Genomic DNA, 22,654 nt, shown 5'->3' with positions numbered 1-22,654 from the left:
GTTAAAATGTTCCTCGAATCTCTGGAAGTTGACAATTTCAAATCGTTTGGTAGCAAAAGGAGAATTGTATTCAGGAAGGGCTTCACCGTTATCAGTGGCCCCAATGGGAGCGGAAAGAGCAACATCGGGGATGCGATTGTCTTTGTTATGGGGACACGATCGTCAAAGTCGGTGAGAGCGGAAAGAATTTCAGATCTGATTCACAGGCGTCCTGATGGAACAAGTAAAAAGAATTATGCCAGCGTAAGTGTTGTTCTTGATACAGAAGACTCAGACAAAGATCCCATGGATAGGAAGATTGTAATAACCAGGGAGATCATAGGCGATAGCGACGATTATAAATCTAATTATTTGATAAACGGGAAAAAAGCACGCTTGTTTGACATTGAGGCTCTTCTCGATTCCCTGCACATATATCTTGACAACTACAGTTTCGTACTGCAGGGGGATATAAACAACGTTGTCAGGATGACAGGTTTTGAACGAAGAAAGCTCCTGGAATCTATATCCGGAATAGAAATGTTCGATATAGAAATAAACAAGGCCCAGGGTGAAATTCAGAAGATACAAGATAATTTGACCAGACTTGAAGTGATGCTTGAACAGACTCGTATAAGAAGGAATCAGCTAGAATCAGAAAAAGCTGCGGCAGAAAGATACATAGAACTTTCTACTAGATTGAAAAATTTAAAGCAAACAAAACTGAACCTTGAGATAGTATCCATAGCCAGAAGTATCAGCTCCTTTGAAGAAAGCAGGAAGTCCATGGAAAACGAGATAGTGCTCATCAATTCCAGGATCGCAGATCTTGAACAAAAGAGGGAGGAAAAGAAGATCAACCTTGAAAAGCTTAAGTTACAACTTGATAGTTCAGCGAACTCCGAACTGAAAGAGATCCGATCGACAATTGAGAACCGGAGAATCGAAATCGCCCAGATGGGAATCTCTATAGATAACCTCAACGACAGGATACAGAAGATTGATGACGAATTATCGTCTTCGAAGGAGACTATAGAAAGCCATAAAAAAAGGATCGCGTGGTTGGAATCCAACAAGATCTCAAACTCTTCAAAACTCGAAGATCTAAACAAGAAACTTTCACAGAGAAATTCTGAGCTCCTAGCACTTAGAAAGAAGATCAGCATGGACTCTTCAGATATACTGGACAAACAAAACAAAATAAAGGAAAAGGACGACCAGATCAGGGAACTCAACCGGCAAATAGAAAAAATCCAGGAAGAGAGACAGACGCTGATGAATCAGAGGGGGCAGCTATTGTCCCGCTTAGGCACGAGCGAAGAGAGGATCAAGGACATTGAATTTCAGGTAAAGGACGCAACCTGGAGACTGAAAGAGATAGGCAAAGAGCATGACGAAGGTAAGACAAACTTTGAAAGCGTGAACAAGCAGTACTATCTTCTCAAAAACGCACTCGATAACCTGAGAAAGAAGAAGGACCAGATACTTGATGAGCTCAACCGACTTGGACGCGAACACAGTCAGCTCCAGGCAGTTTCGTTATCAAGACTCGGATCATCCGGAAAGGCGCTTTCAACAATAATGGATGCAAGGAACTCAGGGAGGCTATCCGGCGTCAGGGGCACCATAAGGGACCTCATCACATTTGACGAACAATACCGGAAGGCCATCGAATCCAGTGCTGGCTCAAGACTCAATTCGGTGGTAGTGAATGACGACGGGGTCGCAGAAGAGTGCCTGAGAATCCTTAAGGCGGAGAAAGCTGGAAAGCTCACATTTATTCCCATAAACAAGATGGTTTCTGGTAGGCCAAGGGGAAAAGCTATCACGGTACATTCTTCTGAAGGGGCCGTTGGTTATGTCTTTGAACAGGTAAAGTACGATCCTGAGTATGAAGGCGCGATATGGTATGCCTTCCAGGACACAGTTATAGTGAAGGATGTCCAGACTGCAAGGAAGTATATGGTCGGTGTTCGTCTCGTCACTGTCGATGGCGACATATTTGATGCCAGTGGTGCCATAACTGGCGGGTACTCGGAATCCTCAAAGGGCAACCAACCCAATACTGGTCGGTTAAACGAACTCTCTGCGAGAATTGTTGAACTTAATTCTGAACTTGAGAAGACATCCGCGGATATTGAGCTCAAGGATAATGAGTTTGAAAGGATCTCACAGATGCTGAGAGAGAGTTCAAAGAATGAGGGATCTAAGACAACTGAGATCAGGCAACTGGAATCAATTATTGAGAACGGAAAGGTGCAAATAGAAAATATGAGAAGAGATACTGAAAAAGAGAAACGTGAACTTGAGCACCTGGATGCTGGAATCTCCGGAAAGGACGCAGATATTGCGAAAGTAAAGGAGGAACTCAGGTCGAGGGATTTGGAGAAGAACGATCTTTTCCAGGCGATAAAAGACCTGTCCCCGAAGTTTGCAGAGAAAGAGACATTGCTTCAGGATGAGGTGAATTTATTAAGTGCCCAGGTGAGCGAATTTACACTTGAACTGACAAAGATAGATTCCGACATGAAGAACATAACGGACAGGATGCAGGAGCTCAATAGCCGTATCCATACGCTCGAATCGGATAAGGTGCACTCTGTGTCTGAACTTCAGGGATTTGAATCTAAGTTGTCTGAGTTGAAAAATGATCTTGTCAAACTACAATCTGTGGAGGAAAAACTCTCTGAGCAGTATAAAGGCTTGATAGAAGAAATCAACAAAGTTGATTCCGAAATAAGGTCCCTAGAAGATCGTGTAACGACGGAAAAATCACTGGCGACTACAAAGAACGATTTGATCCTGGAGATAAATATAAAGATGAACAGCCTGGAGTCGCGCAGATCCGAACTTAACAGGGAGATGGAGGAAAACGGCGGAGAAGTGCTGGAGGAGATAAAATCGGATTCGCAGGCCAAGAGGGATATGGACGCGTGCACCTCTGATCTTAATGCTCTTGGTCCAGTGAACCAAAAAGCAATAGAGGAGTATTCCGAGGTTACTAAGAGCTTGGAAGAAATTGAAAAGGACATCTCTGGATTCAGAGAAGAGAAATCCAGCCTTGAGGCACTTACAGATAAGTTAAACAACCAAAAACGGGTCATATTTATGGAAACGTTCACAAAAATAAGCAGAATGATGAGTGAGATATACCGCGAAATCTCGGATGGGGGTGAAGCTTTTCTGGAGATTTCTAGTGACAAGGACCCCCTGAACTCAGAGATATACATCAGGGCGAATCCGAAGGGCAAAGGATTTTCAAAGGTGGAAGCGCTCAGTGGCGGTGAAAAGAGCTTGACGGCATTGTCGTTCATTATGGCTCTGCAGAGAACAAACCCGTCACCTATATATTACCTTGACGAGGTTGACATGTTCCTCGATGGAGCCAATGCAGAAAGGGTTGGCAAGATGTTTAAGCGCAATTCATTCACTTCGCAGGTTTTCACTGTTTCTCTTAGAAAGGCGATGTTAAAGTATGCAGATAACGTGATAGGCGTAACTACGATGGATGATGAAAACACAGATGTTTTTGAAAAATTCATAGATGGCGGAGATGATCCGGAGGTGGGTGGATGAATCAGGAAGAAATAATGAACAGTATAATTGTGCAGGGAACAATCTTGGAAACGGATACAAAGTTCTACACAGACATACTTGAGAGCGAGGGCACAATAGTTGAATATAATAATCCTGTTGAAAGGACAATAGCTTCCTTGTTCAGAATGTGCATGGATGGAAAGATCGATCCATGGAATATAGACCTAAGATCGTTCACAAGGATTTTCTCAGAAATTGTTGACGCGGATTTCAGGGATTTTGGAGCAGCAGGCTTTCTGATTTACGAAGCGTGGAAGATTCTCAGGCAGAAATCAGAGATGTCCATAGAGAAGAGGACTGTCCAGGAGGAAGATTTTATCGATGATGATCAGGCCTTTGATACCTACGCCAATTTTGCAGAACCAATAGAGCTTGAGATACGCGAACCTGTAAGACACAGGGAGAACAGGAAAGTGTTCCTGATCGAACTCCTCAGCGCCATGAAAGAGGCATATATACACGAACGCTCCTATTCCAGGAAGCCCAGACAGACCAACGATGTTACTGTGTCATTCGACGAGATTGTGGAATCGCTGCATTCTGAGGAACCTGCCAGAGAAATAGAGAGAGTTTATGAGCATATAATGAGCTACGAATCTCAGAGCCTGATGCTGGAAAGTGTCTGGAAAGACCTTGAAATCAGCCCTGCCTCCTTCTTTGTATATTGCATGTTCCTAGCCCGGGAAAAGAAGATAGCACTTGAGCAGGAGAGTCCGTTCTCAAACATCGTGATCAGAAAGATCCTATGAAGAAAGCTTCGGATAAGGATTACATCAGCGCTACAGAGATTTCAGAATATGTTTTCTGCTCTGTTGCCTGGTACATGGACAAGGAAGGTTACCCGAGATCGAAAGAAACATCAAAAAGGTTCAGGAGAGGAACGAGAAGACATAGATTTCTCCTTGCCAAGTACGGCTTCATTAAAGCAGCCATTATCTCGCTGGTTATAGTTGCAGCAGCTGCGATCATTGTGCTGGTTGGATTGATTCGTTGACATTACTTTTGCTCATACTGTTCTTTGTTCTTTTCTTATCGATCATTGCCATTTATTTTCTCCTCAGGGCGAGGAAGAGGTTTTCGATACCCGCTGGAAAAAGGATATACCAGGACCTCAGTTCAAATGGAAAAATTCTTCGCTCGGAAAAGTACGGGGTATCTGGCAAACCAGACATGATAAAGAGAAAACGACACAGGATGATACCTTTCGAATACAAGAGCGGAAATTCAGATTACCCCAAGGAGGGGCACGTATTCCAGATGGCCGCATACTTCCTGATACTTGAGGAAAATTATCCAAAATATAAGGTCCCTTACGGTGTCCTGAAGTATAATAACAGGGCATTTGTCCTGAAAAATGATGAGCACACACGTGATCGCCTCCTTTACGTTTTGAATGAAATGCGGTCTCAGTATGCAGAACCGATAATGAATCACCAGAGCAGGGTCAGGTGCTTGCGCTGTTCGTTTAACGAGATCTGCGAACAAAGCTTAATACGAAAAGAGAGATAACTTGGAAAATGCTTTCACTCGAAACTTTCTCAGGGAACATGGCCGAGATAATAACTCCGGAGGAATTTAACAACCTGTCCGGAAAAAAAGTAACTGCCTACTGCGGCTTCGAACCTTCCGGAATACCGCACATCGCCATAGGGCTAATGTGGCCAAAGAAGTTCAACGAGGTTTCTGGTATGGGTATTGATCTCACCATTCTCCTGGCGGACTGGCACGCAATGATAAATGATAAGCTCGGTGGGGATCTGGAAGCGATAAGGAAGAGCGGCGAGCAGATAAGGAAAAGCATGCTCGCTGTGGGCCTGTCGGACAAGATAAAATTCACCTGGGCCAAGGATCTTGTCAGCGATCCTGACTACTGGGAAATGTTCCTCAGGGTGGCCAAGGCTTCTAGCCTCACGCGGCTGAGAAGATCGCTTCCCATAATGGGCCGAACGGAGGATGAGGCTGACAAAGATTTCAGCAAGTACATATATCCCATAATGCAGGTTACAGATATATTCTATCTTGACGTGGACATCGCCTTGGGCGGAATGGATCAAAGACACGCCCACATGCTGGCAAGAGATGTTGCAGATAAGCTCAGGAAAAAGAAGGTAGTTTGCGCACACGCACCTCTCATGGGCAGCTTGAAAGGAAGCGGTAGGATGGATACATTCGTCAAGATGTCAAAGAGTGATCCGGGTGCTGCCATCCTGATGTCCGATTCACTACAGGAAATTTCTGAGAAGATGAAAAAGGCATTCTGCCCAATGAAGCAGAAGGAAAACAACCCCGTGTTAGACATTTTTCACTATATTATATTCCCATGGAACAGTACAGTCACCATCGAACGACCTATCGGAAAAGGTGGAGACATATCATTCGGTACATTCTCTGAGTTGGAAAAAGAATATTCGGAAGGTAATATCCATCCGATAGATTTAAAGGAAGCCGCAACAATATCACTGGATAAGCTTGTGGCGCCTGCGAGGAAAGTTCTTTTAGCCGATTCCGGCCAATAAATCGGTTCTATAATCACTTTACTTTTTCTATGATCATCTCGCTTCCGTCGAAGTAGAATCCAAGGATGTCTTCTGGATTTATTCCAAGTTTCTCTGAAACCTTTTTTGGGATGGTGATCCTTAATGAACTACCTCTCTTTGAGACGTGCGAAATGTCTACAAGAGTTAACTTATTGGCATTCATTGAAATATATAATATATTCCAATATTTATACTTAATGTATTTTTATAATATTATGAATCAATGAGGAGACCCGAAGGCATCAAGGCTACTTTGCGAAAGGTTACCAAAGCTCGATTCCAGTGTTTCGATGTAAGGCTTTATTCGTTCTGGAGTGAAATCGTGTTTGTCACACAAAAACCCAAGTATTTTTTCTCTGTCGGGTTTTCGCAGAGAAATATCGACTTTGGATACGTCAAGCTTGTTCATGAACAATTCGATAACGTCATCAAGGTTGTCAATAGTTTCATTTCTTTCCCTGAGCACAGAATGTATGTCTCCGTACTTTTTTATCAACTTCAGCGCTGTTTTCGCACCGACCTTTTTGAGACCTTTATTGAAATCTGTTCCAACCATGATGCCAATGTAAATGAGCTGCTCCCTTGTTATTTCGAGAGCCTCAAGGCTCTCCCCAAGGTATATTATTTCAGGGGAGACATTGACGTAAATGCTCCTGCCCGGCACTTTCCGCCTCCCGAACAGAGTGAAATTCCTGTATACCCGAGGGGCACCGAACAGGAGGCAGTCGTAGTCCTGGGATACAACACCATTTACAATGCCTTGGAGGCACATGGCAGATGCGAACGCCTCGCCTTCAGAAGGAGCTACTACGCTGGGGATTCCCATAGAGTTCAGGAGCTCTATCGATTCGTCAACCATATCTTTCGAGATATAATTTATCCGCGATGAAAGGCTCCTTATCTTTTCCTGCTCACCCGCAGCAATGGCTTCCTCAAGTTCTATCCTGGCCTTTTCCTTGATAAGGCGTCGCTCCTCTATTGTCCTGTTTTTGAGCACAGATGGTTTGCCATCAAATACATAAATGGGTTTTATTCCTGCCTCAATCAGGTTCATCGTACGATAAAAGAGACCTGAGAGATGAGATGTTACATGGCCATTGTGGTCCATTAATGCAGTGCCATCCGGTTGCCTTATACTGCTGAGAAATTGATACAGGACGTTATAACCATCTATGCTCACCCGTTCTCCCTTGTGATCCTTAAGTTTTGTTTCGTGCTTAACCAATATATCTGATATTGCTACCCCCACATTTATCCCTCACACGATATCCCATAATCGGTGATCCGAAATTCAGCAAAATTTCCTTCACGGATTGCCCTGTGCTTTACCACAGAGATTCGCCTTTTTCCTTCAGGAAGTTTCTCTATGCTGTATATTGCCTTGACTGCATGATCGATCACGTACCCTCCAAAAGGATGGAGTTCACCAGACGAGGGGTCCTGATATATCTGATTTGTTATGAGGATCGGGATCTTAAATTTGAGAAGTATGGAAGTGAGAGATGATACTTCCCTTTGAAACGCGAGTGCTCTAGAAGATGCATCGGGAAATGGTTCCAATCTGAAGAATTCTGTGAACGAATCTATGATCAGCAAACCCACAGGTCTAGTCTTCTCGATCATTTTAGATAACCTTAGGAGTGTTAATTCCTGATCCTCCAGCGATGATATTCTGAACATCATCATCTCGTTAAGCATTTCGATATCTCTGCCGGAGACCTGCGAAAACCTTTCGGCTGAAAAACCCTCAGTGTCAAGAAATATCACCTTTTTCCCACTTCTTATCGATGATATGGCAAACTGCATGCACAGATTCGATTTTCCAGAACCGCCTTCTCCGTATATCTCTGTTATTACCTCAGGCTCTAATCCACCGCTCATAACTTCGTCTATGCAGTTCACACCAATGGGAAGTTTTTCCTGTCTTTCGGATAAATCGATCTTTTCCAATTCTACCTAAGATAGTGTTTTTAAAATAATAAATTTGCTACAGTATCTACTGCATAAGAGTTTCTAGTATTAATGGTTCATACAAATTTACCACACCACAGAATTAAAAAGCATCCCGATTAACAAGTGGATTTTTACATTTCCTTACTGCCAATACACAGAACTGATGGCTACATTATGCGGACGACTAAACCTTTGAATCTCTTTCCCGTTCCATAATTCACCAATATAATTTTATTTCCGTTACCGTTAATGAACTGTGACATCAAGACCCAGAGTTATCGTCAACGTTGCAATGAGCCTTAACGGTATGATAGCAGGGAAATCAGGAGAACGTGTGAACATTTCCTCAGCTTACGACTGGGAAAGGGTCTACAAGTTGAGATCGAGCGTTGATGCCATTGTAGTGGGTGCCAACACAGTAATACGTGACAATCCGAAGCTCTCAATAAACAATGTGGAACATGACCCGCATAAATTGCCAACTCGAGTTGTTCTGGATGCGAATCTTAGAGTTCCAAGGAATGCAAACGTTTTCGACGGGTCCATGAGAACCATGGTATTTACAGAAAAAAGCGACGAGATACAAAATGCAGAAATGATGCGAAGAAGAAGAAATGAGCTTCTGGTGGATAATTTGCTCACAGAGTTTGGCTCCATTGGCTTTAAGAAGATACTTGTGGAAGGTGGTAAAAGAGTCATAAGTGAATTTGTTTCCTCGGGCAATGTAGATGAATTTTACCTGTATGTGGGCGATGTTCTCATCGAAAAAGATGGCCTGAGGTTGTTCGATCTTGATGCAAATATTACAAATGTTATAAGTGACATACAGATGATGAAAAGTGGTATTCTTATAAGTTTAAACCCTTACCTATTACGAGAATCATGGATAAAGAGAGTAAAGGATTTTTGAGGCTTGAATGGGCCAGGGACCGGATGGACGTCACATCCAGCATACGCGAACGTTTTCTTAAAGAAAAACCATTCAAGGATGTAAAGATATCTATGGCGTTGCACGTAGAGGCAAAAACGGGAGTATTCGCACTTCTCCTCAAAGAGGGGGGAGCAAAAGTCAGAATGGCTTCCTGCAATCCATTAAGCTCTGATGACAGTGTCGTCGAATCTTTGAAAAAGGATTTTGGCATGGAAGTTTATGCAAAGAAAGGAGAAGACGAGGAGGAATACTACGAGTACCTGAATAAAGCGTTGGATCTTGAGCCAAATATAATCATTGACGATGGAGGCGATCTCGTTAACATAGTTCACGACAAGAGGACTGAACTTTTAAAAAGTATAATAGGTGGAAACGAGGAGACAACCACAGGTGTCCAGAGGCTTCGTGCCATGGAAAAGAGTGGTGCACTTAGGTTTCCAATGTTTGACGTTAATGATGCCGAAATGAAACATTTCTTTGACAACCGTTATGGGACAGGGCAGAGCACTCTTGATGGAATAATGAATGCCACAAATGTCCTTATTGCCGGAAAAAGAGTCGTAGTTGGGGGCTATGGCTGGTGCGGGAAGGGCATAGCCATGAGAATGAAGGGGATGGGCGCTTTGGTAACCGTGACAGAGATCGATCCTGTTAAGGCCGTGGAGGCCGCCATGGACGGCTTCGAGGTCATGCCAATGAACAGGGCTATCCGGGACGCTGATCTGATTGTTACTGCAACGGGAGTCAAGGATATAGTCACATACGATGACATGCTCGTCGCCAAGAGGAATATACTGCTCGCAAATTCAGGGCATTTCAATAATGAAATAGCCTTCAAGGATCTTGAAGCAAAAAATATAGAAAAGAAGAGTGTCAGAGAAAATGTTACGAGATACAAACTGGAAAACGGGAACCTGGTAAATTTGATATCTGACGGTAGACTCGTCAACCTCGCCTCTGGCCAAGGACATCCGGTAGAGATAATGGATATGAGTTTTGCCTTACAGGCTCTTGTTGCGGAGTACCTTGTCAAGAACCATGGAGAATTAAGCCGTAAAGTTTACCCTGTTCCTCCAGAAATAGACAGATATGTTGCTGACATAAAGTTGAGAACGCTTGGAATAACAATCGATCACCTGTCGGATGAACAGATAAGATACATGAACGAATGGAGAGAAGGAACTTAGGGTGGTGGATTCAAATGAAGAATATTCTTCTTGTTATACTGGATGGACTTGGGGATAGGCCGAATAAAGAGTTCAATTACATGACTTCTCTTCAAGCATCTTTCAGGCCGAACATGAATCACCTGGTTTCTGAGGGATTGGGTGGAATTTTGTTTCCCATAACCCCAGGGATAAGAGCTGGCTCGGATACTTCACATCTGTCGATTCTCGGTTACAATCCGGTTGAGGTATACACTGGAAGAGGACCGTTTGAAGCCATGGGTCTTGGAATGGATGTCAGGCCGGGAGATATAGCCTTTAGAGCTAACTTTGCAACCATTGACGAAAACGGAATCGTCACGGACAGACGAGCAGGAAGAATTAATTCGGGAACAGATAAATTGGCTTCAGCTCTAAGAATGAATATAGATGGCGTGGACTTCTTCGTGAGGGAAGGCGTAGAACACAGAGCTGCTCTTGTGATTCGCGGAGATAACCTTTCCGATAGGGTCACTGATACGGATCCGCATGACCTTGGGCGAAAACCAGAGATCGTAAAAGCGTTAGACAACGAGGCTGTATTTTCTGCGAGCGTACTCAATAAATTTCTAGCTGAAACTCAAAAAATACTGGGAAATCATGATGTCAATCTGGAACGCATAAAGAATGGACTTCCGCCGGCTAATGTCCTGCTTCTCAGGGGGCCAGGGAAAGCGCCTAGTCTTCAGCCTTTCCATGAAAAGTATAACATGAAAGCAGCAGCCATATCCGGGATACCTATGATCTCCGGTATAGCAAAGCTTGCCGGAATGGATCTATTGAAGGTGGAGGGAGCGACTGGAAGTCTTAACAGCAACTTCAGGAACAAATTTAAAGCAGCGTCCCAAGCCTTGAAAAGATACGATTTTGTACTTATGAACATAAAGGCCACTGACGTTGCCGGTCATGATGGGAAGCCCAGAGAAAAGAAGAAAGCTATCGAGTCTATCGATGCTGCATTATCTGATCTGGATTTCAGACCGGAAGAAGCCGTTATATGCATCACAGGTGATCACTCAACGCCGTGCTCCGTCAAGGATCACTCAGGGGATCCTGTCCCAATACTGTTCAACACCTCCGGAATTCTGGGAAATCATACAAGATTCTTTGATGAGGTCTCATGTCTTGGCACTGGGTTTAGCCTTGAAGGCCTCGATGTGATACCCTATCTCTTGCAATTGTCAGACAGAGCCGAGAAGTATGGCGCATAATTGATACATTTAACAATCCAAATGAACACCATACATTTTTGACACTACTTACTATTTTTTGGCGTATTTTAGTTTAGATTCTGTAAACATAAATAAAAAATAGACATCAACAAAAACTTAAATATTTGGAACATGATTAGTGTCTGACAAAAAATGACAATTCATCCTTTTGAAGAAGACCATGAGGGGGAAACCGAAGAGACGAGCGAGAGCAAATTTGAGCCACCCAAAGAGAAGGAAGAAAATATATATTCCCAATACGGTGGCATTGCTTATGGGCTTTTATTTGGAATTCTCCTTTGGTGGATCCCGATAGCCGGTCCTTCTGTAGCAGGTTACATGTGCGGAAGGAAATCAGGAAAGCCCTCTACTGCTTTGGTATCTTCGTTGGTTTCCACTGCAGTTATTGTTCTGATCACCCTTGCTCTCGTACCTTATACATCTGGTCCTCTGGCCATAGCAAGCACATACTTCAGCAAAGGTGTACTTCACTTTTCGGGCTCTGGATTGATAGTAAATGGTATCCTCGGAAGCATATATTCATCATACGCAGCGATAAGATCGCTTGCCATTATACTACCAGGATCACTCTTGCTTCTGAACATATTCAGCCTTGTTGGAGGCGCTCAATCTGAACTAAAGGTGTCTGAGAAAGCAATGTCTGTCATATATGCGAAGAAGAGGATGGCCAGCAGTTTCCGAAAAGCACCAAAAGTCAGACTGGAAGGAAAACCTCTAAAGGAATACCACGCCGGACAACCTGAAGAGGAAGATGACGAGGAAAAATCTAAAAGTTGGACATACCTTTAAGACATAATTTTAACATATAAATTTTTTAAATTTTGTTCTTCAATATTGATCTAGTTAAAGCGTTGTATACCAGCTCTGAAGCGTGATATCCATATTCTGTGATTCTCCCGGCGTACTTTATGTTTGTTTCTTCAGATGAAATGAAGATTGAGGCGGTATCCGTGGAGGTTCCAGGCGCCTTATTCCCGGTTTCCATGTCTCTTATTTCGAAATCGTTCATGCACTGTGACTTTGCTTCAACCATACTCTGGAGGAGATTCACTGAGGCAGCGTTTGAGAGCGGAAGATCGGTAACAAGACATAGATTTACTGTACCGAAAAGATGATTCCTGTTGCCAATAGAAACGGCATTTTCAAATCCGGCTGTCAAATAGATCTCCATGCTATGGGCTCCAACAACACGCTTATCCATTTCAAGTGTTGAGACGTTTACAGCTGTCATCGTAACCACGGTGAGCGGTGCACTTATATCCTCTTCATGCAGAAACTTTTCAATTTCTACGGCTGGATCGGAATTATAACTCTTTGGCACTTCCCTGTTAACGTAAATATTCGCGTGGCCAAACCCACCATTAAATGGAGCCGAGCTGATGAACCTTACAGGATGCCGGAATTCGATTTTATAGTACTTTTTGTGCAATTCATATGAGTATTCCATCTAATCTTACGCAAACAATCATCTATACTAAGTTTTTCCTAATCAAAACAAAAAATTTCCAATTTGACTATTGCGAACACTATCCTATAACGGCATAAGAGAAAGGATTTACCATGGCAGAAATAAAATTGTATTGTTGAAATCAAGAATGATATAATGCCAAAAAGTATTTGTGTATTGCTTAGCAAGCGTACTTATTGTTAATTCAGGCACAGAGAGCTATCAACCAAAAATTTTTGCAGCAATTTTTAGATACTTTTCAATTAGGAAAAACTTAAGGTTTTATTTTAAACACATTGGGTTTTAAATAAATATCAATCCGCCAAACTACAATTTTTATTAAATCAGATTTACACTTGAACCTGAAAAGCGCAATCTTATGCCCGAGATTTGGGAAGTAGCTAAATGCTGTTTATACCGGTGCAGATTATATGTATACCACAATGATTGGGTGAACTATTTATACTCTCATATTCTGAGTAATATGGCATGCATTTACTGGACAAATTTAGGGGAAATGGACTAGTATAGCGTTTCCTAATTATACTTACAATATCATGCCCCTATTCCACCCGGCATCTCATCCATCCTGTATCTCCATGTGAAAACAACGGGTTCGCTGTTTGTCTCTTCTATGTAATTCAGAATCCTTTTCTTCAGATCATCTTTTGAATCTGCCCTTATTCCCCTGAGCATTGTCCTTGTTATCTTGCTGAAGAACGTTTCTATGATGTTCAGCCATGATGCATGTGTGGGAGTGAACACAAACCGGAATCTGTGTGGTTTTTTGCTGAGGTACTGCATTGTTTCCCTGGAAGAATGGATGGAATGGTTGTCAAGGATTATGGTGATCACATAATCCTCAGGATAGTATTTATCCACCATGTCAAGCCATCTTATGAATTCGGCGCTTCTGTGCCTCTCCTCAACAAGCGGTATTATGTGACCCGTGAAGAGATCTATACCGGCCATCAGGGACAGTGTTCCATGCCTCTTATAGTCATGATTCCTGGAAACGTAGCCATGATCCTGATCAGGGGATTTGTCAGGATATATGTTCCCTATGGCCTGTATGCCTGGCTTCTCATCGTATGAAAGAACTGCGATCAGGCTGTTTTCACTGCTATTTCTCAGTATCTTTACATCCCTGTATACATGGAGAACCTCTGCCCCCTTCCTTTCATGTTCAGGATCGGTCTTCTCCATATAGTATCGTATCTTATGGGGTCTGATATTGCTCCTTGTCAGAACCTTGGAGACTGTTCCGTTTGATATCCTCTGAAGATGATATTCTGATGGGGCATGTGATCTTATATATGCAGTCAGGGATCGGCTTGTCCACAGTTCCTGCTGCATTCCCAGATCCAGTGGTCTTGTGCAGGCTGTATTGATTATGTATGATCTTGCATCATCCCCCATGGATCTGGGCTTGCCTCTTCCCTGCCTGTCATGAAGTGCAAATTCAATCCCAAGGGTCAGGGCTTTGTTTATTACCAGATATACCTTTGTTCTGTTTGTTCCAAGCTCACGGGCAATCTCACTCGGATTCCTTTCATCGGAATCCATCAGTATTATCCTGGCCCTTTCATACATCCTCCTCTCTGCTGTTCTCGATCTTGTTATGCTTTCCAGATACCTTCTCTCATCACCTGTCAGGATTATGTGTGGCTTAACACGCTTGAACACCATTGGTAGATATCTGTTCAGAGTATAAATAATTGTAAGTCTAGTATGGAAACACTATACTAGGTATTTGCTTAACGAACTTTTATTTCATAGAAGGCGCTGAGTAAGCAAACATGCTTTTATCATTCACAAAAAATGTACCTGTCGTAATAACGATATATGTAAATGCATTTTGTCTTATATGAATAAAAAACAAGGATTTTGAGTGTAGTCGTCATGGCTACGTTAATGGTGTTGTTAGCTGCTCCAGAATATAATATTCCTTGGGTATTTTTATGAATGTTAACGTAAAAAGTCCTCTTTGCATATATATTTTAATTTTATTTGCGCTTGACCCATACATTTCCATGTCTATTTTGCTAGCGTTCAATAACATTTATGTCGTGTCACGTCTCATAAATGCAACCACTGGAATGGTATGAATATTTTATTGATCATTCTTTTGGCGCTTACTTTACTGTCTCTTTATCCCTTTTTTTAAAATTCGTGTCTACGTTGGGAAATATATTTAAATAATTTTGGAACCAATCACCCAGCTGTGGATGTCGATGGTATGACTTTGAGATCGAATCACCAAAGATCCTGTTCTATTAGTAGTAAGGCACGGGACATCCTACCATCTTTGGACGATGTGGGATTTCTCGCCCATAAATGTTAAAAGAAGAAACGACAAGAATTGTAACGGAATCTCTTTTGAATTCAGAATTTATATCCGAGATATGTGAGAAATACAACCTGACCTCTTCTGCATTTTATAAGTGGAGAGATGAGTTTATCTCGGTGGGAGCCACTGTAATGGAACAGGGCAAATCAGGTTCCGAATAGCCACTAATGAAACAGATAAACGAGCGAGAGAGAGAGAGAGAATAGTAGGTGAACTGACCCTATCAATCCCTACCCGCAATGTTAAAATATCAAATTCACAGTTTATATGTCGAATCCCGAATAAGGAAGTGCGGCAAATAACACGCAAAGCCAATGAACAAAATAAAGCATCTTTCGCTGACATTGAAACTGTTGAATACCAAGGATTGGATCCTTGCACATGGACGTGGAGAGCCACGTTTGGATCTTTAAGAGAAACAGTCATAAACTCTGACGCCGTTAAAGCTAACAATATGGCAGGGAAGACAAATTCCAGAGCATTTCCAGACAACGTAAAAGATGCAACGCTTTACCGGCTGAATCCAAGCACAGGAACGATGATAATTTCTAGAGGTGGATGATAATATGGTTAGTAAAAATGACAACTTGATCGGTTTTAATTCTGAAAACATAAAGAGCGCAAGAGAGGAAATTGACAGTATTGACAGCGAAATTCTGAGACTTTTAGGGAAACGGTTTAATGTTGTCAAAGTAATAATGCACGAAAAAGAGTTACATAGTTTGCCTATTGCTGACCAGAAAAGAGAGGAAATTATTAATTCACGTTGGCTTAACAACGCTAAGAAACTTAGGATCCCTGAATCGTTAGCAAGTAAGATTATCGATTCCATTCTGGAATATTCCAAACAATTGCAGATTTCCAACAATCCACAAAAGGTGATGATAATAGGTTATGGTGGCATGGCCAGAAATCTCGCCAAATCCCTTGTGGATAGCGGAAATAAAGTATACATTACTGGGAGAGACAAGAAGAAAGCGAAGTACTTAGCTAGAGCTCTTGGAGCAAAATTTTCATCTTCATCTTCTAGACCATACTGTGAACATGTGATTTTATGTATTCCATCTAATGCATTTAAAAAGAAAAACCTCGGTAAAATGCTTGTCAACGTAAAAAATTCTATGGTGTACGATATTCTATCCTCTAAATCCTCCTCTATATCAACCCTGGAAGGTCTTGCGAAAGAAAATGGCTTTAACTATATCAGTCTGCACCCATTATTCGGACCAGATGACACATCGAAAGCGAGAAAGATTGCCGCTATACCGATCCATGCGTCAAAGGAATCTATTAACCGTTCATCCAAATTTTGGAGTGATTCAGGTTTTGAGTTTATAAAAACAAGCATGGAGAAACACGAAAAGACAATGGCTATCGTCCAGGTTTTACGACACATGTATTCCATTCCATTCTATGACAGTGTCGTCTCTCTTTCAGAATCGCTCGATGTAGAATACTCTAAACTGCAAACAAGCAATTTTAATATTATGTTCAAGATCGCAGAAAGCATAAAAAAGCAGGACCTTTTGGCGAGGGAGATAGCTCAGAATAATCCGTATTCAAGAACAGTTCTAAAAATTGGAAAAATCAAGATGGAGGATTACATGAAACGGGTCTTTGCGAAAAGATCATACAGCAGAAATAAAGTAACCTGACTACCAAAGATCACAATCTTTTAACGTATTATCCTGTCATAATGTAGTTTTGTAGAAGAAGTCCCAATTATTCCCGACATGCCATTCGATCTCTGCCAGACAGGGCACAATACTCTGCTGTCCCATTTTCGGAGAAACAATGGACCTTCTCAAAAAAAGTATGTTTAAGGCCAAAGCATCATTCGCTATCTTCCCATAAACAGTCCATGATATTCCTAGTTCTCAAGCAATCCATCTGACCATTTGCTGTTGGCTCCCCAATATGGCAGTATATCAATCTTGATCCGAAGAGAGAAAATGCAACCCGGTTAATAGGTTCCCCTCCGAGTTCCATTACTGCTATGTTATCGTTATTCGACAAAAGGCCAAGCATGATTGCTTTGCTTCTTTTGTTGGGTTTGCAGGCAATTTTGACATAACTGCATTTCCCTCTTATACTGTCAATTTTTCTCTGAACAGACATTTCGTCTGGCACTCTATTTACGAAATGCACCGATCCAATGAATGGATAAAGATCCTCAAAGTCAGACATCAATGAGATCTCTGCATCTACTCTGAATCCTGATGCGATGGCTTCCATTAGGAAATCTTTTCTCTCATCTCTTGAAATATCGTACACACCCCCCTCTTCTTGAGCTCTGACGGTTAGTATTACTATGTCGCGGAAATTCTTAATTTTGTTGAATATACCGTAATCTATACTAGGAAGGTAGTCTAGGCGTAGTTCTATGAGATCGCTCGAGTGCCCACGCTTTGACAAAACATCCAGCGCATCCTTCGTTTCTCTTACTGGAACGGATCCAATAATTATCGGTTTCATTGTTCTCTTATTAATCTCACATCTCCTCCGAGTTTAATTATATCAGCAAAAAATTCACTATTGCTTTTTCCAACGCATTCGGCATTCATAATGGTACCTCCGGAATATAGAGAAAGCACTGTTGAAAGCATAGCTATTCTGTGATCCTTCAAGGTGTTAATTGTGGCATCTCTTATGGATGGCTTTCCTGAAATTGATAAAAACTTGCCTGAACGTGATTTAACACCAAACTCTTGCATCACTGACATGATCGACGAAATTCTGTCGCTTTCCTTTGTTCTGAGATTCTCAATTCCGCACATTCGGGTGTTTCCTTTCAGGAATGGGGCGAAGGAAGCAATGGTTACTGCCATGTCTGGACTTTCATAAATATTACTTTCCATTCCTTCTCCTACTTTTCCAGAAGAGACTTTCCATGTCCCGTTTGAGAAACTGCTTTCAATATTAGAATTGGAAAGAATCGAAATAATGCTGTGATCGCCCCACCATTTATCGGGTTCCGGAAGATCTGTGATGGTAATTGATCCACCAGTTGCGTAAGCAGATGCTGCATAGAATGAAGATAATAAATAATCACCGGGTACCTTCCCAGAATATTTTTGTAGTGGACTCTCCTCCACTGTTATTGTATTTTCTTTGAAGTAAATTTTCGCCCCAAGCGATCTTAACAAACTGCAAGTGAGTTCTATATAATGTCTGGATGTGATTGGCGGAATTATGTCTATTTTTCCGCCACCAAGAAGCAACAAGCCATATATCAGACCAGAGATTGATTGACTACTTTCCCATCCTGAAATACGGAACCGATCTGTTTCATAACTACCCTTCATAGTCAAGGGAAGTTTATGTGAGGAAAATTCTAATCCGGCTTCCGAAAGCGCTATGATTTCTTCCTTAAGTGGTCGATCTCTCAATGCTTGTTCACCATCAAGTTTAAATTCCCCTCCAAGAAAGGCGAGAATTGGGAGCATCATCCTCAACGTTGTCCCTGATCCACCAAACCACAGCTGCTTTTTCATCTCTGGCGTATTTTTTTTCTTCGAAAATTTCCCATCGCTTATTTTCACACCCAGTTCTCGAACAGTGTTAACCGATACCAGTAAATCGTCTGACTTGGGGAGATTACTCAGATGGACATCTGTTAGTAGCGAGGCTATTACGAGCCTTATCGCATGACTCTTTGAAGGTGGTGCCCGCAATTTTCCAGAGATTCTTGATCTATTAATCCTCACATTCAAACTCAACAGGCCTCGTCACAATAGTTCTTCCCAATTCAGAAAATTTTTCGATCAATGGGCCCTCCTCCCCTTTTTTGAAGAGTGCAAATACTGAGGGTCCATTGCCAGAAATACCAGAAGCCATGGCACCAAGTTTTTCTGCCAAGAGCATGGGTTTCAAGTCGTAGTTCATGAACTGTGCGACAAGTCGTCCATTTAGATTCATAGCTCCAAGAATGTCGTTTCTTCTAGCCATGTTCAGAGCATCCCTAAACTCCTCTTTGCGACCTCTGAGGTTCAATGGATTAATTGTTTGTCGCTTGCCGTTTGCAAGAATAACAAAGACAGTTTCCGGGTCAAAACAAAGTCTCTTTTCTATGGTCGTAGATGCGTTATTGGTAATGAAACATCCTCCATAGTATGCACTTACAGCATCATCAAAAGCTCCGGTAATAGATATACCTATCCTACGTGAGATAACGGCCGAAAGTCTGGGTGGAAAAACATTAGTCCCAGAAATCAACGCTATTGCTTTTATGAGAGCAACCGATACAGCACTGCTGCTCTTCAACCCCATCGCCGGAGGTATTGTTGATGTTATTCTAGCATCGAATCTGTTGCCTGTGAGATTCTCGAAGTGATCGAGTATTGCTTTTACAAGTCCGAAGGATGGTTTAGGATGCTCATTTACGCTCGAACGCACTTCTACCCCAATGTCTACGGCTACGGTTGACCCGACGTTGAGCGGAATTGCGTTTAGAACAGAGACTCCACCGTGAGCTATTGAGTGAACTCCCTCATGTAATTTTTCCATTTCTCCTCCATTTCTAAAGCAGCCCCCCTCTCGATACGCGAAGCGGGTATAATCCCTTCATAAAGAAAATAATCCGCCAAAACGATAGAGACCATCGCTTCAACTACAGCCACACCCCTTATCGCGACAACTGGGTCATGCCTACCAATAACGGAAATTTTTCGATCCTCTAAGGTGTCAAGATCAATGGTCTTCGCTGGTATCCTTATTGAACTTGACGGCTTAAAGGCGCATCGAACGACAAGTTCTGATCCAGTCGTTATGCCGCCAAGGATACCTCCAGACAAATTTCGTTCAAGCGAAATAGTACCATTGCTATTCCTAACAATGGAATCTGACGCTTCGCTTCCTTTAAGCTTTGCACCGTCAAACCCTAGTCCATACTCAAAACCAACAACAGCAGGTATGGACATTATCGCGTATGCAAGGACTGCCTTAAGTTTTCCGAAAACTGGATCCCCCAATCCTTCCGGTACATTTGTCGCAATTGTCTCCACTATCCCACCAGCACTATCTCCTTCAAGCAAAAGTCTTTCTACAATGTTCGAAAATCTTTTGTCTATTCTCTCGCTTACTGCCCTCGTGAGAAAGTGCTTTGAATTCGCAGCGCGTTGAAATGTGACACTAGCAGAACCACTGACATTCCCAATAGACTTCAAGTACGAGCTAACCTGTGTTCCCCGAAGGAGAATGAGCTTCTTCGCAATCGTACCGCCTATAACTCTGGAAAGCGTCTCTCTGGCACTACTCCTTCCTCCTCCAACGTAATCCCAGTTTTCCCTCCCATACTTCTTTATGAAAGCAAGGTCGGCATGACCAGGTCTTGGCTCATGTTTTACATTTTCATAGAGTGTCGGTTGTGGATCCTCGTTGCGTACCAAAACTGTCAGGGGTGAACCTGTAGTGTAGCCCCCATAGATTCCGCTCACAATTTCTGGTATATCATTTTCTCTCCGCCCAGAAACAAACCTTCTTCCTGTTTTTCTGAAAGAGAGTTCAAAGGCTAAATCCTTTTCCGAAATCGGGAGGCCTGCGGGGATACCATCAACAACCATTCCAACGTATTTACTGGCACTCTCACCGAATGTTGTAATCAAGAAGTGTCTCCCCATCGTGCTAACCATTTAACGTCTCCTCCCATGATAAATCGATTCTCTTGCCTAACCAGATAGTTTCTGTTTCAATAACTTGTTGCAAGAGTATCTCTTCCCCCGTAATGATCACTGGTCTGGATTGCAATTGTTTCTGAAAATTCATCCCTCTGTCTCCATAGTTGAAATTTACTGCATATCTGCAATTTATAGTAGGAAAATCTAGGAATGACGAAGAAATAGTATTCACGACAATGTCGGAGGAGCAAGTCAGGCATAAATCAAGCGGTATAACAGTTATTTCCGGAAGGCCCATTCTAAGGAGATGGTCTGAAATCGCGTATCCTTCCTTTTGGTTTCTGCAGACTACAGTCACTTGCACCCCAATAGAAGATAGAGCTACCGCTGTTGTTCTTGCGGTTGCACCCGATCCAAATATTAATGCTTTACCCCTATTATGGGGGATTTTTGATGCTCTCATTATCTTAAGAAGTGCCCTGTAGTCTGTATTGTACCCAATTCCTTTATACGCTACGTTAACGTTCCCACACAGTACCGCTTCTGTGTCACGCTCACTTAACATCTCGAACACATCGGTCTTATACGGCTTGGTTATGTTAAATCCGTCATACTCCTCTTCTAAAAGTCTGACGGTAGCGGATAGCCTATCTCGGCCAACATCAAATGTACTATATTCCGCAAAAACACCACCTTTTTTGAAAATGGATTTGTGGAGCTTCGGTGAGAGTGCATATCCAATATCATGCCCCAGAAGTGCAAATTTGAGTTTTTTCTCACTCAATGCTCGAGACAAGGAAATCCTCCAGAGTTTTCATAGGTATCTTTTTTACAGTCGCCTTGCCGATCTGCTGAAGAATCGGCAAGAAAATGCAATCGCCTTCAGCCTTTTTGTCCTGATACAACGAGTTCCGCAGTAGGTCCATGTCCAGGTTTGTTTTTAAAACGTCAACGCTGACAGGAAGGGAGAATAATTCTAAAGCTTCCTTTATAGAAACGCTCAGATTAACTGGTAATTCAAGTAGTTGCTCCGAAAATGCAGCCTCTAGTACCATCCCAACAGATATTGCTTCTCCGTGTGACACTTTGAAGTTGGAAGCTGCTTCTATAGCATGACCAATGGTATGCCCGTAGTTCAAAGTGATGCGGATATTGCTTGATTCCAGAGAATCCTCTCCAACAATCCTTACCTTATCGCCCATACAAGAAAGAATAGAACGTCTCAAGGTCATTTTTTTTCTGTCTAGGAGATCACTCCTTCGTGCTAGCATAAATTTCAGAAGATTAGGATCCATGATAAATCCGTATTTCAGCATCTCGGCTATTCCATCCTTGTATTTGTCTTGACGGAGAGAGTCAAGAAACCTCAGGTCAACCCACACAGACTCGGGAAAATAAAATGAGCCAACTATGTTTTTAGTGCCAAGAAAGTTTATTGCCGTTTTGCCTCCAATTGCTGCGTCAATCATACCCAAAAGAGTTGTGGGTACATTTATTAATCTGACACCACGCTTGAAGATGGACGCTGCAAAACCTGTAGCATCAGTAAGTGTTCCACCTCCGATAGCGATGACGTAGTCGTTCCTGCCAAGATTATTTTCCATCATGATTTTCACTATAGAAATTACATGGTTGAACGATTTTAGGTCCTCGCCGTCGGCAAGTGAATAGGCGTAGACATTCTTTCCAGTGATGCTTTGTGATAAATATTTAAGGGAACGGGAATAAAAAATCAATTTTTTTCCGTGTAGAGAATCTATTTTGGAAAATACGTTTCCCACTATACCATAAGACATAACAGCACCGAC

At 42.2% G+C, this 22,654-nt stretch carries 23 protein-coding genes; 12 read left to right on the top strand and 11 right to left on the bottom strand.

What is annotated here, in order from left to right:
- The first annotated feature begins 6 nt into the window (after positions 1 to 6).
- Genes smc through LVQ96_03410 form a run of 5 tightly spaced genes read left to right on the top strand, consistent with a single transcriptional unit; the run spans position 7 to position 6,092 of the window.
- On the top strand, positions 7 to 3,555 hold the full coding sequence (smc, locus tag LVQ96_03430; protein ID MCW6170202.1) for a chromosome segregation protein SMC: 3,549 nt from the start codon (positions 7 to 9) through the stop codon (positions 3,553 to 3,555).
- Positions 3,552 to 4,325: a hypothetical protein gene (locus LVQ96_03425; protein MCW6170201.1), complete on the top strand. Its 774-nt coding sequence runs from the start codon at positions 3,552 to 3,554 to the stop codon at positions 4,323 to 4,325. Before smc ends, LVQ96_03425 begins: the two co-directional genes overlap by 4 nt.
- On the top strand, positions 4,322 to 4,570 hold the full coding sequence (locus LVQ96_03420; GenBank protein MCW6170200.1) for a hypothetical protein: 249 nt from the start codon (positions 4,322 to 4,324) through the stop codon (positions 4,568 to 4,570). Before LVQ96_03425 ends, LVQ96_03420 begins: the two co-directional genes overlap by 4 nt.
- A complete protein-coding gene (gene cas4 / locus LVQ96_03415) occupies positions 4,567 to 5,085 on the top strand; it encodes a CRISPR-associated protein Cas4 (GenBank protein MCW6170199.1) in 519 nt (172 codons plus the stop codon). The genes LVQ96_03420 and cas4 overlap by 4 nt, the downstream gene beginning before the upstream one ends.
- 8 nt (positions 5,086 to 5,093) lie before the next feature.
- Positions 5,094 to 6,092 carry a tyrosine--tRNA ligase gene (locus LVQ96_03410; GenBank protein ID MCW6170198.1) on the top strand — a complete coding sequence of 333 codons (999 nt, stop codon included), beginning with the start codon at positions 5,094 to 5,096 and terminating at the stop codon, positions 6,090 to 6,092.
- 13 nt (positions 6,093 to 6,105) lie between these two features.
- Here the strand turns inward: LVQ96_03410 and LVQ96_03405 are convergent, their stop codons facing one another.
- Genes LVQ96_03405 through radB form a run of 3 tightly spaced genes read right to left on the bottom strand, consistent with a single transcriptional unit; the run spans position 6,106 to position 8,063 of the window.
- Positions 6,106 to 6,276, bottom strand: a complete 171-nt coding sequence (locus LVQ96_03405) for an AbrB/MazE/SpoVT family DNA-binding domain-containing protein (protein MCW6170197.1) — start codon at positions 6,274 to 6,276, stop codon at positions 6,106 to 6,108.
- A gap of 57 nt (positions 6,277 to 6,333) precedes the next feature.
- Complete coding sequence (fen, locus tag LVQ96_03400; GenBank protein MCW6170196.1) at positions 6,334 to 7,338, bottom strand: flap endonuclease-1; 1,005 nt, start codon at positions 7,336 to 7,338, stop codon at positions 6,334 to 6,336.
- A 26-nt stretch (positions 7,339 to 7,364) separates the two neighbouring features.
- The gene (gene radB, locus LVQ96_03395) at positions 7,365 to 8,063 is read right to left on the bottom strand and encodes a DNA repair and recombination protein RadB (protein ID MCW6170195.1); all 699 of its coding nucleotides are present in this window, start codon (positions 8,061 to 8,063) and stop codon (positions 7,365 to 7,367) included.
- Between the two features lie 259 nt (positions 8,064 to 8,322).
- On the opposite strand from radB, the gene LVQ96_03390 reads away from it, so the two are divergent.
- From LVQ96_03390 to LVQ96_03375, 4 genes are all read left to right on the top strand, one after another.
- A complete protein-coding gene (locus LVQ96_03390) occupies positions 8,323 to 8,976 on the top strand; it encodes a dihydrofolate reductase family protein (protein MCW6170194.1) in 654 nt (217 codons plus the stop codon).
- Positions 8,949 to 10,184, top strand: a complete 1,236-nt coding sequence (locus LVQ96_03385) for an adenosylhomocysteinase (GenBank protein MCW6170193.1) — start codon at positions 8,949 to 8,951, stop codon at positions 10,182 to 10,184. The genes LVQ96_03390 and LVQ96_03385 overlap by 28 nt, the downstream gene beginning before the upstream one ends.
- A 14-nt stretch (positions 10,185 to 10,198) precedes the next feature.
- Positions 10,199 to 11,413 (top strand): 2,3-bisphosphoglycerate-independent phosphoglycerate mutase, encoded by a 1,215-nt coding sequence (locus LVQ96_03380; protein ID MCW6170192.1) that lies wholly within the window; start codon positions 10,199 to 10,201, stop codon positions 11,411 to 11,413.
- A gap of 153 nt (positions 11,414 to 11,566) precedes the next feature.
- Complete coding sequence (locus LVQ96_03375) at positions 11,567 to 12,223, top strand: hypothetical protein (GenBank protein MCW6170191.1); 657 nt, start codon at positions 11,567 to 11,569, stop codon at positions 12,221 to 12,223.
- A gap of 25 nt (positions 12,224 to 12,248) precedes the next feature.
- On the opposite strand, the gene LVQ96_03370 is transcribed toward LVQ96_03375, so the two are convergent.
- Both LVQ96_03370 and LVQ96_03365 read right to left on the bottom strand, forming a co-directional pair.
- Entirely contained in the window at positions 12,249 to 12,881 is a 633-nt protein-coding gene (locus LVQ96_03370) for an adenosylcobinamide amidohydrolase (protein MCW6170190.1), read from the bottom strand.
- Positions 12,882 to 13,436: 555 nt separating this feature from the next.
- Complete coding sequence (locus tag LVQ96_03365; protein MCW6170189.1) at positions 13,437 to 14,570, bottom strand: IS630 family transposase; 1,134 nt, start codon at positions 14,568 to 14,570, stop codon at positions 13,437 to 13,439.
- A 648-nt stretch (positions 14,571 to 15,218) separates the two neighbouring features.
- Between LVQ96_03365 and LVQ96_03360 the strand changes: the two genes are divergently transcribed.
- From LVQ96_03360 to LVQ96_03350, 3 genes are all read left to right on the top strand, one after another.
- Positions 15,219 to 15,392, top strand: coding sequence for a transposase (locus tag LVQ96_03360; GenBank protein MCW6170188.1), 174 nt, complete (start codon positions 15,219 to 15,221; stop codon positions 15,390 to 15,392).
- 128 nt (positions 15,393 to 15,520) lie between these two features.
- On the top strand, positions 15,521 to 15,793 hold the full coding sequence (locus tag LVQ96_03355) for a hypothetical protein (GenBank protein MCW6170187.1): 273 nt from the start codon (positions 15,521 to 15,523) through the stop codon (positions 15,791 to 15,793).
- Positions 15,794 to 15,797: 4 nt separating this feature from the next.
- Complete coding sequence (locus LVQ96_03350; GenBank protein MCW6170186.1) at positions 15,798 to 16,886, top strand: prephenate dehydrogenase/arogenate dehydrogenase family protein; 1,089 nt, start codon at positions 15,798 to 15,800, stop codon at positions 16,884 to 16,886.
- A 178-nt stretch (positions 16,887 to 17,064) separates the two neighbouring features.
- Here the strand turns inward: LVQ96_03350 and LVQ96_03345 are convergent, their stop codons facing one another.
- Genes LVQ96_03345 through aroB form a run of 6 tightly spaced genes read right to left on the bottom strand, consistent with a single transcriptional unit; the run spans position 17,065 to position 22,642 of the window.
- Positions 17,065 to 17,706 carry a type I 3-dehydroquinate dehydratase gene (locus LVQ96_03345; protein MCW6170185.1) on the bottom strand — a complete coding sequence of 214 codons (642 nt, stop codon included), beginning with the start codon at positions 17,704 to 17,706 and terminating at the stop codon, positions 17,065 to 17,067.
- Positions 17,703 to 18,950 carry a hypothetical protein gene (locus LVQ96_03340; GenBank protein ID MCW6170184.1) on the bottom strand — a complete coding sequence of 416 codons (1,248 nt, stop codon included), beginning with the start codon at positions 18,948 to 18,950 and terminating at the stop codon, positions 17,703 to 17,705. Before LVQ96_03340 ends, LVQ96_03345 begins: the two co-directional genes overlap by 4 nt.
- A complete protein-coding gene (locus LVQ96_03335; protein ID MCW6170183.1) occupies positions 18,928 to 19,737 on the bottom strand; it encodes a shikimate kinase in 810 nt (269 codons plus the stop codon). The genes LVQ96_03340 and LVQ96_03335 overlap by 23 nt, the downstream gene beginning before the upstream one ends.
- On the bottom strand, positions 19,704 to 20,861 hold the full coding sequence (gene aroC, locus LVQ96_03330; GenBank protein MCW6170182.1) for a chorismate synthase: 1,158 nt from the start codon (positions 20,859 to 20,861) through the stop codon (positions 19,704 to 19,706). Before aroC ends, LVQ96_03335 begins: the two co-directional genes overlap by 34 nt.
- The gene (locus LVQ96_03325; GenBank protein ID MCW6170181.1) at positions 20,854 to 21,642 is read right to left on the bottom strand and encodes a hypothetical protein; all 789 of its coding nucleotides are present in this window, start codon (positions 21,640 to 21,642) and stop codon (positions 20,854 to 20,856) included. Before LVQ96_03325 ends, aroC begins: the two co-directional genes overlap by 8 nt.
- The gene (aroB, locus tag LVQ96_03320) at positions 21,623 to 22,642 is read right to left on the bottom strand and encodes a 3-dehydroquinate synthase (protein MCW6170180.1); all 1,020 of its coding nucleotides are present in this window, start codon (positions 22,640 to 22,642) and stop codon (positions 21,623 to 21,625) included. Before aroB ends, LVQ96_03325 begins: the two co-directional genes overlap by 20 nt.
- Positions 22,643 to 22,654: the final 12 nt, after the last annotated feature.

Source organism: Thermoplasmatales archaeon, assembly GCA_026127925.1.
GTDB lineage: Archaea > Thermoplasmatota > Thermoplasmata > Thermoplasmatales > Thermoplasmataceae > JAKAYB01.
Note: the sequence above shows the minus strand (reverse complement) of the source record. Positions and strands in the feature narration are given on the sequence as shown.

Excerpts from the sequence above, each read along its gene's own strand:
- LVQ96_03420 (MCW6170200.1), top strand. The coding sequence starts at position 4,322 with ATGAAGAAAGCTTCGGATAAGGATTACATCAGCGCTACAGAGATTTCA.
- LVQ96_03350 (MCW6170186.1), top strand. The coding sequence starts at position 15,798 with ATGGTTAGTAAAAATGACAACTTGATCGGTTTTAATTCTGAAAACATA.
- LVQ96_03405 (MCW6170197.1), bottom strand. The coding sequence starts at position 6,276 with ATGAATGCCAATAAGTTAACTCTTGTAGACATTTCGCACGTCTCAAAG.
- LVQ96_03365 (MCW6170189.1), bottom strand. The coding sequence starts at position 14,570 with ATGGTGTTCAAGCGTGTTAAGCCACACATAATCCTGACAGGTGATGAG.
- LVQ96_03385 (MCW6170193.1), top strand. The coding sequence starts at position 8,949 with ATGGATAAAGAGAGTAAAGGATTTTTGAGGCTTGAATGGGCCAGGGAC.
- LVQ96_03380 (MCW6170192.1), top strand. The coding sequence starts at position 10,199 with ATGAAGAATATTCTTCTTGTTATACTGGATGGACTTGGGGATAGGCCG.
- LVQ96_03410 (MCW6170198.1), top strand. The coding sequence starts at position 5,094 with ATGCTTTCACTCGAAACTTTCTCAGGGAACATGGCCGAGATAATAACT.
- aroC (MCW6170182.1), bottom strand. The coding sequence starts at position 20,861 with ATGGTTAGCACGATGGGGAGACACTTCTTGATTACAACATTCGGTGAG.
- aroB (MCW6170180.1), bottom strand. The coding sequence starts at position 22,642 with ATGTCTTATGGTATAGTGGGAAACGTATTTTCCAAAATAGATTCTCTA.
- LVQ96_03360 (MCW6170188.1), top strand. The coding sequence starts at position 15,219 with ATGTTAAAAGAAGAAACGACAAGAATTGTAACGGAATCTCTTTTGAAT.
- LVQ96_03345 (MCW6170185.1), bottom strand. The coding sequence starts at position 17,706 with ATGAAACCGATAATTATTGGATCCGTTCCAGTAAGAGAAACGAAGGAT.
- LVQ96_03375 (MCW6170191.1), top strand. The coding sequence starts at position 11,567 with ATGACAATTCATCCTTTTGAAGAAGACCATGAGGGGGAAACCGAAGAG.
- LVQ96_03370 (MCW6170190.1), bottom strand. The coding sequence starts at position 12,881 with ATGGAATACTCATATGAATTGCACAAAAAGTACTATAAAATCGAATTC.
- smc (MCW6170202.1), top strand. The coding sequence starts at position 7 with ATGTTCCTCGAATCTCTGGAAGTTGACAATTTCAAATCGTTTGGTAGC.
- LVQ96_03335 (MCW6170183.1), bottom strand. The coding sequence starts at position 19,737 with ATGGAAAAATTACATGAGGGAGTTCACTCAATAGCTCACGGTGGAGTC.
- LVQ96_03425 (MCW6170201.1), top strand. The coding sequence starts at position 3,552 with ATGAATCAGGAAGAAATAATGAACAGTATAATTGTGCAGGGAACAATC.